This is a genomic window from Paraburkholderia sp. BL25I1N1 (assembly GCF_003002025.1).
In the GTDB taxonomy this organism is placed as follows: Bacteria; Pseudomonadota; Gammaproteobacteria; order Burkholderiales; family Burkholderiaceae; genus Paraburkholderia.
Genome location: NZ_PVZB01000051.1, coordinates 1 through 14734 on the forward strand (window position 1 = coordinate 1; position 14734 = coordinate 14734).

Below are 14734 nucleotides of genomic sequence, written 5' to 3' on the forward strand. Positions count from 1 at the left end.
GCAAACAGAGGACTCCAAACGTCTGGTGATCGCCCCGCCCTGCATTACCAGACGCGAAGCGTCACGGTACACCTCGAACTCAAGATTGTCTGCCAGTGTTCGTTTCACGGTCAGCAACGATCCCTCTGGATGCTTTCGGGACCATGCGCGAGAACAACTCGAACATCACTACGCAGACAATGTGGAACGACTGCGCTTGACATGGCCCGTCAGTTCGATGCATGATGCATCATCACTAAAAAACATTGTTATAGAGGCTATCACGTGACAAAAACAGCATATTGTGCCCATGAAAAGGATGCCGCGTACCTCCTGCACGGTTACACCAATCTGCAGTCACACCTGACCCAAGGACCGCTGATCATTGAGTCCGGTGATGGCATCTACGTCGTCGATTCTGAAGGGAAGCGCTATATCGAGGGCATGGCCGGGCTGTGGAGCACGGCGCTGGGCTTTAGCGAGCAGCGCTTGGTTCAAGCAGCAAGTCGGCAGATGGAAAAGCTGCCCTACTACCACAATTTTTCGCACAAATCACACTCGCAGCAAATCGAACTGGCCGAACGCCTCGTAAAAATGGCGCCCGTGCCGATGAGCAAAGCGTACTTCGCGAATTCCGGGTCCGAGGCCAACGACACGGCCATCAAGATGATCTGGTATCACTTCGAAGCACTGGGCCAATCGCAGCGCAAGAAGATCATTAGCCGCCAACGCGCCTACCACGGCACCACGATGGCTTCAGCCAGTTTGACCGGCCTTCCGAACAATCACCGATCCTTCGGTCTGCCATTGCCATTCGTGCGACACACCTTGTGTCCGCACTACTGGCGCGAAGGCCTCCCTGGCGAGACTGAAGAACAGTTCGCGACACGCTGCGCCGACGAATTGGAAGCACTGATACTTCGCGAAGGTCCCGACACTGTCGCCGCCTTCTTCGCTGAACCGGTGATGGGAGCTGGTGGTGTCGTCGTGCCGCCCGCCACGTATTGGGAGAAAATTCAGGACGTACTGAAACGCTACGAAATCTTGCTGGTCGCCGATGAGGTGATCTGCGGTTTCGGCCGCACCGGCCGCATGTTCGGCTGTGAGACCTTTGGCATCAAACCGGACATTCTTGAGTTGTCGAAGCAACTCACCTCCAGCTACATGCCGATGTCGGCACTTCTAGTCAACGACCGAGTTTTCGGGCCGATCGCCGAAGAAAGCGGTCGCATCGGTGTGTTCGGTCATGGTTTCACCGGTGGTGGCCACCCGGTGGCAGCAGCCGTCGCCAACGAGACCTTGGACATTATCAACGAGCGCAATCTGGTCGCGCATGCAGCCGACGTCGGAGCTCATTTGCAGACGAGCCTGAGGGAACTGAGCAGTCACCCTCTGGTCGGCGAAGTGCGTGGTGTTGGCCTGATAGCGGCGGTTGAACTGGTCGTCAACAAAGAGGAAAAGCGCGGCACTGATCTGCCAGGCCAGCTCGGCGCCTTGGTCAATGGTTTCCTGCAGCAGCGCGGCGTGATTTCGCGCAATATGGCTGACGCGCTGGCCTTTTGCCCGCCGTTGATTATCACCAAGCCGCAGGTGGACGACATGGTCAATCATCTCCGGCTGTCGCTCGACGATGCTCTGAAGGCACGTCGCTGAATGCCGCTCGATGTATGACAGGCATGCTCAACATTTCGATGAATCTATTGGCCCGCCAATGAAAACCACGAACTTTCAGCATTGCCTGCGCGTTCGGTACCATGAAACCGACCAGCAAGGTATCGTTTATCACGCGCGCTATCTCGAGTACCTCGACGTGGCCATGACCGAATACTTTCGCCACCTTGGCTGGGACTACAAGCCATTGCTGGCTGAGGGTTGCGATCCTTCGATCGTTAGCATCATGCTGGAATTCGAAAGCCCGGCGAGTTTCGAAGAAGAGATCAAGATTGCCGTACATCCGGTCAAGGTTGGAAGCAGCAGCTTCACACTAGGATTTGATATTACACGCGCGTCTGGCGACGAAAAGCTGCTTGGCGCCGAAACAGTCTATGTGAACTTCGATCCCGCAACCCGGCGCTCGAGGCCGCTGCCACCGACGGTGCGGGAGCGATTACTCGAGAATATTGTCGCAAACAATCTGGAAAGTAATAGATAAGATGAATAGCGCAGAAATCAAGAATGCCTATTGGAATACCGGAATCAGCGATGTGGAGCCCACCGCCGTTCATGCTCGTGGCTACGACGTTAATGACTTGATGGGCCGCGTGTCCTTTGCAACAACGTGCTATCTGGTGATTCGTGGCAAGCTGCCGACCCCGAATCAGGAACGCATGCTCGATGCCTTGCTCAATTCAACAATTGACTATGGGCTCAAGAAGCCCGGCACAGCAGCAGCCCGCTATTGCGTCTCGGGGAATCCGAACATGCAAGCGGGTCTGGCCACCGCAGTCTTGTCAGCGGGCGAGTACACACTAGCACCTGAAGACGCTGGCAAGTTCATCATCGAAGGGGTTGCTAAATACAAGGCTTCCGGACAGACTTTGGACACGTTCGCAACGGCCTATGTGGCTGAACTTCGGGCACGGAAGGCCCGTGTGCCCGGTTTCGGACATCCCAACTTTAAAGGGGTCGACCCTCGTTCGGAACGACTCAAGAACCTTGCGATGGGAGAAGGCATCTGGGGCGAATCCTGCGACTGGTACGAAGCGATCCACCGTGCATTCAAGCTCGCGGTGAACAAGCCGGATTTACCGATTAACGATGTTGGAATGACAGCGGCGCTATTTGCCCAACTCGGCTTTAGCCCAGCCGAAATGACCGGTATCGCAGTCATGGCGACGTTGCCTGGCGTAATTGCCCACATCACAGAAGAAATGAATAGCAAAGTCCGTATTCGTACCATTCCGGATGAAACCGTCACATACGAGCGTACCCGTCGCGATCTGGAGGCCGATCTAAAATCGGTCGGCTGGTAGCCGTTCACTCGCCAAGAGAGCCGCAGTCCCTCCCGACTGCTTGCCCCATCAGTCAAATATCCAAGAGGTTACCCATGACGACTCCACGCGACGCCGAACGCGAGCAGATTCTGGACGTGGTACGAAAGTTTGTCGAACGGGATGTGCTTCCGGTTGTCACTGAACTCGAGTCGACTGACACCTACCCCCAAGCCTTGTTCGATCAAATGGCAAAACTCGGCCTGTTTGCGCTGACTCTTCCTGAAGAGTACGGTGGCTTGGACGCCGGCTATGAAACCGTCTCGCGCGTGCTGATGGAGTTGTCCCAGGGCTGGATGACGCTATCCGGCGTCCTCACTGCCCAATTCACTGTCGCATCGATGATTCTCCGCTTCGGTACCACCGAACAGAAGAATCGTCTGCTGCCTAGCATGGCGGCGGGCGAACTCAAGGCCTGCTTCTCCATCACCGAGCCGGGCACAGGGTCCGACATCCAAGCCATCACCACCCGCGCCAGGAAGGAGGGTGACGACTACCTCATCAACGGACAGAAGATTTGGGCGACTCACGCCCTGAACGCCGGTCTGCTCATGGCCCTGGTTGTTACCGACCCGGAGCAAAGTCCGCGTCACAAAGGCATCACTGCGATGTTAATTGAAAAGCAACCCGGCGCGACTCACCTGCCAGGGCTCGAAATACGCAATCAAAAAAAACTCGGTTATAAAGGCATGGAGTCGTCCGAGATTTTCTTTGACGATATGCGCATTCCCGCCAGTTCAGTTCTCGGCGGCGATGCTGGCCTGGGAGTTGGTTTCAAATACACCATGGGTGGCCTCGATTCCGGCCGCCTGTCGGTGTCCTCTTCGGCCATCGGGATTGCGTTAGGCGGTCTGAAACGGGCGCTTGCCTATTCACAGCAACGCAAGACCTTTGGCCAGCCCATTTGTCAACACCAGGCCATTCAACTCAAACTCGCGCAGATGGCCACCAAGATCGAAGCGGCCAAGGCCTTGACTCTGCAAGGCGCACGCAAGATGGACAACGGCGAACGCGCCGACCTGGACATGGCGATGGCCAAACTGTTCGCGACCGAAATGGCCATGGAGGTCACTATCGACTCGATGCGCATTCATGGTGGTTTCGGCTATTCGCCCGAATTCATGGTCGAACGCTTTTTCCGCGAAGTACCGGTATTGATCCTGGGAGAAGGTTCGAACGAGATTCTGCAGATTCTGATTGCCCGAAAACTGGTTGAAAACAGCCCCGCTTGAACACCGTCCCGCAATCAAAATATGGGAATTCCCATGAAGACGACAGTCCATTTGAGTTTTGATCTTGATGCCCTGTCAAGCTGGATTACGTCGTTCAAACAGACATCCCCTACGCCGATTTCGCGTGGAGAGTTCGGTGCGCGCGTCGGTGTCCCGCGTGTACTGGACCTCCTGCACAGGCTGCAAGTACCAGCTACGTTCTTCGTGCCCGGCCACACAGCGCTGACCTTCCCGGAAGCGGTGAGGGCCATCGCTGCAGAAGGGCATGAAATAGCCGCACACAGCTTTCTTCATGCCTCACCGGTTGGCATGAGCCGGGAGCAAGAGCTGAACGATTTTATTGCCGCCGAAGAGGCTCTGGAACAAGTCGCGAAGGTAAAGCCGATTGGTTACCGTTCGCCAGCGTGGGACTTGAGCGTCAACACACTCTCGATCTTGGCCGAACGTGGCTACCTCTATGACAGCAGTCTAATGGCAGACGATTATCGCCTCTATAGACCACGCATAAACGATGAGGTGCAATCGGATGGTCGGGTCGTATTCGGCCCGAACTCGAGCCTAGTGGAGTTCCCGGTCGCTTGGGAGTTGGACGATTTTGTTTATTTCCAGTTTATGGGCAAACCGCCGCTGAATGGATTACGCTCGGCCGAGGAAGTTGGCGCAATCTGGTGGGCCGAGTTCGACTATTGCGCAAAACATGTCGAGGGTGGCGCCTTCACGCTGACCATGCACCCGGAAGTGATCGGACGCGGCCCGCGTATCGTCATGCTAGAAAGCCTGATCCAGCGCATGAAGGCAATCCCCGGGGTACAGTTCTCGCGCATGAGCGAGACGGCCGAACGCTACAACCAGTCAATGCCGATGGCCTAAACCAAAACGGGAACTTCAACTTGTCGCCATCATCTCTGCTGCCGTTTGGCAGCGCAGCCAATATTGCCAATGCGATCCGCAACGGTTTCCTGAGTAGCCGGGAAGCGCTCGAACATTTCATTGGGCGCTTGGACAGCCACAACGCCTCCCTGAATGCTGTGGTCACCCTTCGATTGGACGAGGCACGCGCCGAAGCTGACGCAGCGGACCGCGCGCGTCAGCGTGGTGGATTCATAGGGCCGCTACACGGCGTGCCGATGACCGTCAAGGAATCGTTCCGCCTGGCGGGTACTCCCACGACATGGGGACTTGAAAAATTTGCCCATTCAATCCCGACTGACGATGCCGTCGCCGTACGTCGCCTGAAAGAAGCTGGCGCGGTCATATTCGGCAAAACCAACGTACCGGTATTGTTGGCCGACTGGCAAACATTCAACCCCGTTTACGGCACGACAAACAACCCGTGGGACGTTGCTCGCTCGCCTGGCGGGTCTTCTGGCGGAGCCGCAGCGGCTATTGCGGCGGGGCTTACGGGACTCGAATTGGGCACCGACATAGGTGCCTCGATTCGCAACCCGGCACACTATTGTGGCGTGTACGGGCACAAGCCGACGTTCGGCATTGTCACCCAGTCGGGCCATGCGCTGCCGGATGTGGTTTCCGAGCCGGACATGGGCGTCATCGGTCCACTGGCGCGTAGCGCGAGCGACCTCGCGCTCGTATTAGATGTAATCAGTGGTCCAGCGGACATTGCAAACAGGGCGTGGCGTCTTGATCTGCCTGCGCCGCGAAAGACCGAACTCAGTGCCTTCCGTGTAGCGTTCTTGTTCGACGCACCCAACGCACCGGTCGATACCGAAGTGGCGCAGCAACTTCAAAAACTGGCTGATTTTCTACGCGACAGCGGCGTGCAGGTCACGGAGAACGCCTGGCCTAATTTCGACCGCGACGAAATGTACCGCCTGTATGTAAGGCTGCTCCGCTCGACCACGTCCCGCAATCACACGTCCGCCGAGGTGCTGCGTTTTCGTGAGGAGGTCGGCACCAGGTTCGCCGACACCGACGACTATTGGTGGCTCGCACGGGAAGCGGCCGCGATGGGACATCGCGACTGGTTGCTGCTCAACGAGCTACGTCATCGTATCCGCATGAAATGGGCTGCTTTCTTTCAAGACTTTGATGTGCTCGTCTGTCCGGCCGCGTCCACTACGGCTTTCACGCATGATCATTCTCTACCCCGCCACGAACGCCGAATCACAATCAATGGCGAGCCGGTGCAATCGATCCACCAGATGTTCTGGGCCAGCATGGCCACGCTGGCTTATTTGCCCGCTACGGTAGCCCCCATCGGCGTGGGTAATTCGGGCCTGCCCGTGGGAGTGCAGATCATCGGAGCCCAGTATGACGACCACACCACCATTGAGTTCGCCCGCTTGCTCGAAACTCAATACCAAGCCTTCACTGCGCCGCCCGCATTTGCGGCGTGAAGATATACGCGATACGCTCGTCCAACCTTAGAGAAACGCACCATGACACAATCCACCAATCGTCCGCCAGGCAAATATTATGAAGAACTCAACGTCGGCGATACTTGGGAAACCAAGTCCCGCACCGTCACCGAGACGGATTTGGTGAATTTCACCTCGTTCTCCTGGGACACCCACCCGATGCACACCAACGCAGAATATGCCAGGAACTCACCGTTCGGTCAGCGCCTGATGCACGGACCCGGCGTTTTCGCGATGGCATCGGGACTCGAGATCGGGCTTGGCTTTAAGGAAGGCACGAGCCTGGTGATGCTGGGCATGACGTGGAACATGAAAAATGTGGTGTTCATCGGCGACACCATACGCGTGTGTGAAGTCGTGGCCTCCAAGCGCGAAACCAAGAAGCCGGACCGGGGTATCGTAACGTTCGACCTGCAGGTGCTCAACCAGAGGGATGAAATCGTTCAGGATGGTCAGTGGGTAATCATGTTCAGTCGTATTCCGGCCGAGTTTGCCTGACGTCCCGAATGGAGGGCATCTCACGATGCCTATCGAAAAACAACCCGGCGTGATTCATCCGCCGGGACTCGAAAACCGCAACCGTGAAAAACTCAGCTAAAAATATATGGAATCCTTCGAGATTGTTCTTGACGGCTTGAACGAGTTCCCCGAACGATGACTATTGATCCCGAGCATCCGCTGATGGAAGCGATTCGCCAGCACCCGTTGCATATCGCGCTGGGACGCCAGAGCGTGCGGGCCGCCGGTGGTGAGGCCTGGATCGAGGCACGAGTCGGCGAACTGACGGTCAATGCCTATGGCCGCACTCATTCCACCTTCCTGACTACCTTCATGGACATGGCCGCATTTGCCGCGTCATTAAGCCTTTTACCTGCAAGCAGAAAGGCAAGTACGTTCGATGCACACTACTCGATGATGAACGGTAGCAAGCAAGGCGACGACGTGCATTTTTACGCCACGGTAATCAAAAATAGCAACACTTTGAAGTTTGTGAATGTCACTGCAACGTACACCGACACACTCCTGGCGCAAGCACTCATCGTCCAGGCCGTTCTATAGGCCGGTACAGCATAAGCGCGAGTTTCCGACCACGTGGCTTCTGCAATTGAGAAGGTCGACGAACGCGACCGCAACCCAACTTGGGGAGGCAATCCATGAGCGAGGATGCCCAGACCTTTTTGGCCTTGCGTGTGACACGCTTTGGTGACGGCGACAAGGGAAGCTTCGACCGCGCGGACAAGATGCCTGCCTGCAACCGGGCACATCACTGTCTGACTTGGCTCTGAAGGCGGGGAGGAGGTGAATGCTGATATGACTCTGTGTTGTCAATCGGGATGGGTTTGTTTTAGTTTGTCGACTGCATATCTGTGAATTTCCTGAGGGCGACGTAGCTGTACATCTCGACGGTGGATCACGCTTCTATGAGCGAGGGTTCTGTCAAGATCGCTTTTTCCCAAACTTTCATAAAGTGTCTCCGATCGATCTGGCCGGAAGTCGCCGTGGCGCTCGTGAGAAGAACCAGCATCTCACCACCTTCTATCCGCTGGCGTGTCGCCAGCCTTATCCTGCATGCGCGTTACGCCGGAACCCTTTTCCGGGAGCATGCCCCATCTGAAAATATTCGGTTGCTTCAGCAACCCAGCGTGATCACGGGCATGTTCACTCCAACCGTGTTTGCTACGTAACTGCCTAGCCAATCCTTAACCTCCTTTCTGCGAAACCTTCGAGGAATTAAGCACGCTTAAGGTGAGCGCCTTCGGGAATGACTCCGTCTTTGAGATAGCGCCACAGCGCAATGGCAAGACGTCTCGCCACCGCGACGATAGCGATACGTCGTGCGCGTCGGTTCGGCCCTGTACCCAGCGTGCGTTGGTCAAACCATTTTGTTAGTGCGCTGCCGGGCTGGTAGCGCAGCCAGGTCCATGCAATCTCGATCAGCAGCGCGCGCACCCGCCGGTTTGCCTGTTTGCTGATCCCTTGATCGACCTGGCTTTCGCCGCTGTCGTAGGGCTGAGGCACCAGCCCGACGCACGAGCCGACTTCGCGGCGATTGTTGAAGTCCCGCCAGAAGAGCTCGAGCGCAAGACGCGAGGCGCCCACTTCGCCGATACCCTTGAGGCGCGCCAGCGCATCGCAACGCTGGCGCGCGACTGCTGGCACGTTCGTCTTTCGCGTGCTTTCCAGCACCGCAAGTTGCTGTTCGACGAGGGCCAGCCGGTCGCACTCACGCCGTAACCGCTCATACAGCTCGCGCGGTAACGGTGCACCGTCGTGGCATCGCACTTCGTCGCGCTCGAGCCGGTCCGCGAAAGCCCGGTGATCGACCGGATCCCAGCAGCCGAGGGTGGCCAGCAGCTTGCGCATGCGATCCTGGTGCTGCAGGATTTCCTTCTGTAGTTGTCCGCGCTCTCGCATCAGATGGCGCGATGCTTCGTCCTCCGCTGACGGTACGCGAATCACATGCATGCGATCACGCTCGCCGCGCAGCCACGCGCGCAGGTTGATGACGAGCTTGATGACATCGAGCCGATCAGTCTTGGCCCGCCGCTGGTGGCGTTCGACCGGAATGCTGGCCGGATCAATAACGTAGCAGTCGAGGTGTCGCGCCCGTAACGCGCGCCAGATCCAGAATGCGTCCTGTCCAGCCTCATAGCTCACGGCAATCCGTACATCTGTCGGCAACGACCACCTTTCCTTATGTGCCTCGATCAGGTCCAGCACCGCCTGCAGACGCGCCGCAGCCTGCGGCTGTGCAACGGTGTGCACGGCGGGTTTCTCGCGCCGGCCGTCGTGCAACGCAACTTTCCACTTGGCCGCAGCCAGTTCCAGCGACACGGCCAAAACCATTCCGTCACCACTCGTGTACGTCTGATCGGAACACATGACGTTCTCCTTTGAGCAAACCTCGGCACGCCAATTTTAGACCTCAGCGTGGCGAGGGACGCGCTTCATAGGATCTGATATCCGCGGGTTGGGTACCGCATTACAAAGGTCCGCCCAATGAGCCTGCCGCTATCTAACCTCGCAAGTCCGGATGTATCCGTTGCCTAGCATTGTCGCGGGTTACTCGTGTGCCGGGCTACGCCGCCTTCAGGAAACTCCCCCTCGAGTGGTGGGGTGATTCAGATATCGAATTACGCCACGAGTCCATCGCACCTCACGGCAAGCGACATTGCGAGCCGGCCGATATCCCAGATGAACCCGCTGAGTTCTCGGGCGACCGCGATGACCACGATGTTCTTCTGCTTTCCACGCGCGACGAGCTTTCGGAAGCGTCGGCACAAGCGTACCTGCGCGTCCCATGCTCGATCTACGATGGGCTTAGGAATGCCTTCATGGCGACGCTGGATCTCAGGACTGACGCGGGCTGGGTGCTGATAGCTCCAGGCCGCTTCGACGAGCAGCTTTCTGGCATAACTGTTCCCGTTCTTGGTGATGCTTCCCTGACGACGTTTCTCGCCCGACGAGTGTTCGGACGGCGTCACGCCCAACCAGGCCATCAACTGCTGCGGGTGCGTGAAGCGCGACAGATCGCCCAGTTCGGCGAGCATGCCCACAGCTGTGGTGAACTGCACGCCGCGCATCGTTTGCAGGCCTAGCACGGCCGGATAGAATCGCCAGTTGAGAACCGCCTCGCGCAACGCTGCTTCCAGTCGGTCGCATTGCGCCAACCGGTCCTCGATGGTGCGTCGATGCTCCTCGAACGCAAACTGCTGCCAGGTGCTGTCGAACGCAAACGTACTCAGCCAACGCCGGTGCGATGGCCCCCAGTCGGCTCGGCCTGTGTAGCCAACTCCATGCAGAAGCAGAAAGGCCTTCAGGCGTTGTCGGGCACGCTTCAGATCGTCCTTTGCACTTACCCAGGCACGTGAGAGATCGCGGAAGGCTTCGTCCTCCACGGTGGGCACATACACAGCCGACAGGTCGCCGGCGCGAAGCGAGCGCACGAGCTTCACTGCATCACGTCGATCCGTCTTGACGCGTTCACCTGGCTTCTTTGGAATCAATGAAGGCGCGCATACCATGCAGTCGATTCCTTTCTCGACCAGTTGCCGGTAAAGTCCATAACCGCACGGACCGGCCTCATAGACGACGTGTACGCGTCGCGCTTTGGACTGCAGACGCTTGCACAGACGGTCGATATCGGGCTTGGTCGTCCCGATCTTGCCGAGCAGTTCGACCTCGCCCATACCGGTCGCGTAGGCGACTGTGATCGACTCCTTGTGAACATCCAGACCCACGTACAGCGTGCTATCGTGTTCCATGCTGGCCTCCGTGCGGAAATCGCCGGGTGTGGCCCTGTCCACACCGTGCGGCTCTGGCAGCGATGCTAACCCGCGTTTGATTCCTCACGCCAGGCCAGCCACCACCTCACGGAGTCATACTGACTAACCAGTTTCGCGATTGGATTGGGCACGATCAGTCACCGCAGTCGGGCTCGAATTTGAAAGCGAACCGCTCTCGCGGCCATGGATTCGCTTGCTCGCTTTACACTGACCCGCTAATGAGCGTCTCCGCCCGCGATCGCCGGAAGGTAGGATTCACTCCAAATGCTACGGATCGGATCAACGCCCGCAGGCACACCCGTCATCGGTTTATCTGGAACAGGCGATCGCCGCCTTGCAGCAACAGCGAGACATCGACGACAGCCCGATCCCGCACGTCGCGCCGCTGGACTAAAATCGCACTCACCCGACGGGCTCCTATGTGTGGCGCGCACAACAAATGCGTCGCCAAGGCACGATTGCCCCCTACGCGCTGTCAAATCGACCAGGCTGCGGTCTTAGCCGGAGATCTGATTCTTGAGCGCACCCTGTTTCGCTCGCCACAAACTGGCGAATGCTATCGGCAAAGCGCTGAAGGGCCTGGAGAGATCCGTACACACTCTTATACTCTTCGCGCCCGATACGACCATCCAGCACAACCTGCATGCCCGAATCACTGGCAATCCGTTCGATATCCATCACATTGCACCTTCAATTCTGAAGACTATGCCGGGCTCCTCTCATTCGGCCCGCGGAGAACTCCTAACGTCGGTCGGTGCGACTCCGGAGGAAACACGCACCACGATCCGTCACCATGCTGGAAAAAGAGGATTGCCAGGGGACCTGACGCCAGAAGTGCCTCTGCACGTACGCATCGCAGAGGTCCCGGTATTGCGTGACGTACCCTGGTCAGTCGAATCGGCGAGGCCGGCGTCGGCGCCAGCCATTTCTCGATTATGCTGCGCAAAGAAATCGCGTTGCTGCTCATTGCCCACCCCTCACCTTCAGTCCCGTAGTCACCGCCAACCCGAGGGCGTACTTGCTGGTCCTTGACCTGTTAAATACGTTTTATTGACCTAATAATAGTAGTTGTTTGACCTAGATTCAAGTCCGTTGAGAGCAAGGGAAAACACCGATTTATGACGCAAAATATTCGAACGAATCTCAGCGCTAACTGAATGTTTTGTATGATTTGTCTTCAACTAGCTTGTACCCGGAGACCGAACGAGCGGTTGTGAAACACGAATCCATGCCTCGCGAGCTACAGCGCCAGAAAAGATTACAATGTTTTCTACGTCCATTGAATTGACCTAGAATTTTGGAGCAGCAGATGCTAGCTTTTTGGGAGAGTCAGCATGCAACAGAAGGCAATGAAGCAAGGTGCGTTTGTTGATCCCAGGTAGCCGAGGCTCGCGACGGGGCTGGCCGCAGGGCGAAACCGGGAACTGAGCGTCACACAGATTATCCTTGCCGCCCAGCAGACGTATCGGGAGGATGGATAGGCCCGGTTTGCGACACGCTGCGTAGCGGGTCGCGTTGGAATCACGCTAGAAAATCTTCAGTACTACTTTCGCACGAAGGAGGAATTGCTACGCGCGGCGCTGCATGCATATATGCACAGACACCAAACAACTACAGGGAAATCGCAAGCCGGACAGGTTTCATGCAGCGCGACACATCCACAGTCGGAATGTTCATTCTGCCAGAATCTTGCCGGGATTAAGCAATCCCTGCGGATCCAGCGCCCTCTTGATCCTGTGCATCAGGTCGAGCTCCACTCCGCCACGCCAGTCGGCCAACATGTCGACCTTCAAGCGGCCGATACCATGTTCGGCAGAGAAGCTGCCATCGAGGCGCCGGGTTACATCGTTCACGGCATGCATCAGCTCGTCGCTATGTGCCAGGAACGTCGGACCGTCCATACCTTCCGGGGCGACCAGGTTGAAATGGATGTTGCCGTCACCCAGATGACCGAAGGGCAGTACCCTTATGCCCGGCATTAGAGCCTCGCATACTTGCGTCGCTTCGGAGATCAATTGCGGTGTGGCCGAAACCGACACGGAGATATCATTCTTGACGGATGCGCCAGCACGCGCCTGCGCTTCTGACTGTTCTTCGCGCAGACGCCACAACGCCGCCTGCTGCCCTTCACTTTCGGCAATCGCCGCATCAAATACCAGGCCGTCCTCGATCGCCTGACCCAACACCGTTTCAAGCGTTTCCCGCAAGGGTGACTCGGGCTGACTGGTACCTAGTTCGATCAGCACATAATGATCCGCGGTCGATCTCAAAGCACGCTGAGTGCCCGGGATCAGCGACAGTACCAACTCCAGTCCATCGCCGCAGATGTATTCATAGGCCTGCAGAACGTCACCGTTGGCACGCTGAAAGCGCTCCAGCAGTTCGAGCGCCGATTGCGGCGATTCGACCGACACGAGACCGACCTCCACCGTTTGAAGGCGTGGCACCAATCTCAGACAAGCGCCTGTTATGATGCCCAGCGTGCCCTCCGCACCCACAAAAAGCTGGGACAGGCAATAGCCGGTGTTGTCCTTGCGTAACCGGCGCAAACCGTGCCAAACCCGGCCGTCGGCCAGAACCACCTCCAGCCCCATCACGAGGCTGCGCGCGTTACCATATTTTATCGTGTTATTGCCGCCAGCATTGGTCGACAAAACTCCGCCTATCTGCGCGGTACCCTGAGATCCGATCATCAGCGGCAACGCGCAATCCACCTTGGCGACTGCTTCACGCGCCGCCTGCAGCGTAACGCCGGCGTCCACGACAATACTGAAATTTAGGGTGTCGATATCGCGTACACGATTCATGCGTGCTAGGGAAAGGACTATCTGGGCGCCGCTGTCATCGGGCACGCCCCCACCGACCATTCCGGTATTACCGCCCTGCGGCACTATTGATACGCCATGCGCGGCGCATAACTGCACCGCCGCCGCCACTTCCTCGGTATTGGCGGGCCGCAGCACGGCAAGACTGTGTCCTGAATATAGACGCCGCCAGTCGATTTCATACGGCTGCGCATCGGCACCATCGAGCACACCGGAAGCGCCTAGTCGCGCGCGCAACGCCGCCAATAATTCGCTCATCGATGCGTTGCTCGCAGACGGTGAAACGATGCCGGATTCCGTTCTCATAAGATTAGCATTCCCGCATTGGATCTTAATTAATATAGTTCGGCACATTCGAGGCTTTCGAAGCTTTCGATAAATTCGCCGGAAATTTGATGATTCCTCTCGTGAGACCTGCGGTATGCGATGAGGTCGGCAATAGTGCCGACCTTCAGCTTGTGCTTGCGCGCGAATACCAGCAGATCCGGCATTCTTGCCATTGTGCCGTCTTCGTTCGTGATCTCGCAGATAACGCCGGCCGGCAGCAAGCCGGCCAGACGGGCAAAATCGACAGCGGCCTCAGTGTGCCCCGGACGAACGAGCACGCCGCCATCCCTAGCCACGAGGGGAAACATATGACCTGGCGTGGTCAAATGCTCGCCGCCGAGCGATGGATCAATCGCGACCTGCACCGTGCGTGCGCGATCGGCTGCGGATATACCGGTAGTGACACCCTGGCGCGCCTCGATGGACACGGTGAACGCAGTCCCGAACTGACTGCCGTTGCGCTGCGGCATCGGCGTCAGGCCTAGCTGCGCGGCTCGGGCCCGCTGCAGCGCGAGACAGATCAAGCCGCAGGCCTGTCGTGCCATGAAAGCAATGGCCTCCGCGCTGGCGAACTGTGCCGGAATGACCAGGTCCCCTTCATTCTCGCGATCTTCATCATCGACCAAGACGAACATACGACCATGCCGTGCTTCTTCAATCAGCTCTTCAGTTGTGGCAAGCAGGCCTTGACTCTCGCTCTGTTGATAAACGTTCATC

At 57.5% G+C, this 14734-nt stretch carries 12 protein-coding genes and 1 pseudogene; 9 read left to right on the top strand and 4 right to left on the bottom strand.

Translation table 11 applies throughout. The annotated features are described in order from the left end of the window. Positions 1-264: 264 nt before the first annotated feature. The 9 genes from B0G73_RS38980 to B0G73_RS40315 all read left to right on the top strand — a co-directional run bounded on the left by B0G73_RS38980 (position 265) and on the right by B0G73_RS40315 (position 7865). Positions 265-1632, top strand: a complete 1368-nt coding sequence (locus tag B0G73_RS38980; RefSeq protein ID WP_106286350.1) for an aspartate aminotransferase family protein — start codon at positions 265-267, stop codon at positions 1630-1632. A 58-nt stretch (positions 1633-1690) separates the two neighbouring features. After that, on the top strand, positions 1691-2131 hold the full coding sequence (locus tag B0G73_RS38985) for a thioesterase family protein (protein ID WP_106286351.1): 441 nt from the start codon (positions 1691-1693) through the stop codon (positions 2129-2131). Position 2132: 1 nt separating this feature from the next. Continuing rightward, positions 2133-2951: a citryl-CoA lyase gene (locus B0G73_RS38990; protein ID WP_106286352.1), complete on the top strand. Its 819-nt coding sequence runs from the start codon at positions 2133-2135 to the stop codon at positions 2949-2951. A gap of 74 nt (positions 2952-3025) precedes the next feature. Beyond that, entirely contained in the window at positions 3026-4201 is a 1176-nt protein-coding gene (locus B0G73_RS38995; RefSeq protein ID WP_106286353.1) for an acyl-CoA dehydrogenase family protein, read from the top strand. Positions 4202-4234: 33 nt separating this feature from the next. Further along, positions 4235-5071 (top strand): polysaccharide deacetylase, encoded by an 837-nt coding sequence (locus B0G73_RS39000; protein ID WP_106286354.1) that lies wholly within the window; start codon positions 4235-4237, stop codon positions 5069-5071. Between the two features lie 20 nt (positions 5072-5091). After that, positions 5092-6558 carry an amidase gene (locus tag B0G73_RS39005; RefSeq protein ID WP_219907337.1) on the top strand — a complete coding sequence of 489 codons (1467 nt, stop codon included), beginning with the start codon at positions 5092-5094 and terminating at the stop codon, positions 6556-6558. A 42-nt stretch (positions 6559-6600) separates the two neighbouring features. After that, on the top strand, positions 6601-7077 hold the full coding sequence (locus B0G73_RS39010) for a MaoC/PaaZ C-terminal domain-containing protein (RefSeq protein WP_106286355.1): 477 nt from the start codon (positions 6601-6603) through the stop codon (positions 7075-7077). Positions 7078-7233: 156 nt separating this feature from the next. Further along, positions 7234-7638 (top strand): PaaI family thioesterase, encoded by a 405-nt coding sequence (locus B0G73_RS39015; protein WP_106286356.1) that lies wholly within the window; start codon positions 7234-7236, stop codon positions 7636-7638. Between the two features lie 95 nt (positions 7639-7733). After that, positions 7734-7865: a hypothetical protein gene (locus B0G73_RS40315; protein WP_258194171.1), complete on the top strand. Its 132-nt coding sequence runs from the start codon at positions 7734-7736 to the stop codon at positions 7863-7865. A 445-nt stretch (positions 7866-8310) separates the two neighbouring features. Here B0G73_RS40315 and B0G73_RS39020 read toward each other — a convergent pair whose 3' ends face one another. The 4 genes and pseudogenes from B0G73_RS39020 to ribB form a co-directional block, all read right to left on the bottom strand. Next, positions 8311-9462 (bottom strand): IS110 family transposase, encoded by a 1152-nt coding sequence (locus B0G73_RS39020; RefSeq protein WP_106286357.1) that lies wholly within the window; start codon positions 9460-9462, stop codon positions 8311-8313. A gap of 251 nt (positions 9463-9713) precedes the next feature. Further along, entirely contained in the window at positions 9714-10844 is a 1131-nt protein-coding gene (locus B0G73_RS39025) for an IS110 family transposase (protein ID WP_106286358.1), read from the bottom strand. A 1694-nt stretch (positions 10845-12538) separates the two neighbouring features. Then, a complete protein-coding gene (locus tag B0G73_RS39040) occupies positions 12539-13996 on the bottom strand; it encodes an FAD-binding oxidoreductase (protein ID WP_181196770.1) in 1458 nt (485 codons plus the stop codon). Between the two features lie 98 nt (positions 13997-14094). Further along, positions 14095-14733: pseudogene (gene ribB, locus B0G73_RS39045) on the bottom strand (3,4-dihydroxy-2-butanone-4-phosphate synthase); the annotation flags it as partial. Between the last annotated feature and the right edge of the window lies 1 nt (position 14734).

Coding starts and splice junctions, on each gene's coding strand:
- B0G73_RS38985 (WP_106286351.1), top strand. CDS start 1,691: ATGAAAACCACGAACTTTCAGCATTGCCTGCGCGTTCGGTACCATGAA.
- B0G73_RS38990 (WP_106286352.1), top strand. CDS start 2,133: ATGAATAGCGCAGAAATCAAGAATGCCTATTGGAATACCGGAATCAGC.
- B0G73_RS38995 (WP_106286353.1), top strand. CDS start 3,026: ATGACGACTCCACGCGACGCCGAACGCGAGCAGATTCTGGACGTGGTA.
- B0G73_RS39000 (WP_106286354.1), top strand. CDS start 4,235: ATGAAGACGACAGTCCATTTGAGTTTTGATCTTGATGCCCTGTCAAGC.
- B0G73_RS39010 (WP_106286355.1), top strand. CDS start 6,601: ATGACACAATCCACCAATCGTCCGCCAGGCAAATATTATGAAGAACTC.
- B0G73_RS39015 (WP_106286356.1), top strand. CDS start 7,234: ATGACTATTGATCCCGAGCATCCGCTGATGGAAGCGATTCGCCAGCAC.
- B0G73_RS40315 (WP_258194171.1), top strand. CDS start 7,734: ATGAGCGAGGATGCCCAGACCTTTTTGGCCTTGCGTGTGACACGCTTT.
- B0G73_RS39020 (WP_106286357.1), bottom strand. CDS start 9,462: ATGTGTTCCGATCAGACGTACACGAGTGGTGACGGAATGGTTTTGGCC.
- B0G73_RS39025 (WP_106286358.1), bottom strand. CDS start 10,844: ATGGAACACGATAGCACGCTGTACGTGGGTCTGGATGTTCACAAGGAG.
- B0G73_RS39040 (WP_181196770.1), bottom strand. CDS start 13,996: ATGAGAACGGAATCCGGCATCGTTTCACCGTCTGCGAGCAACGCATCG.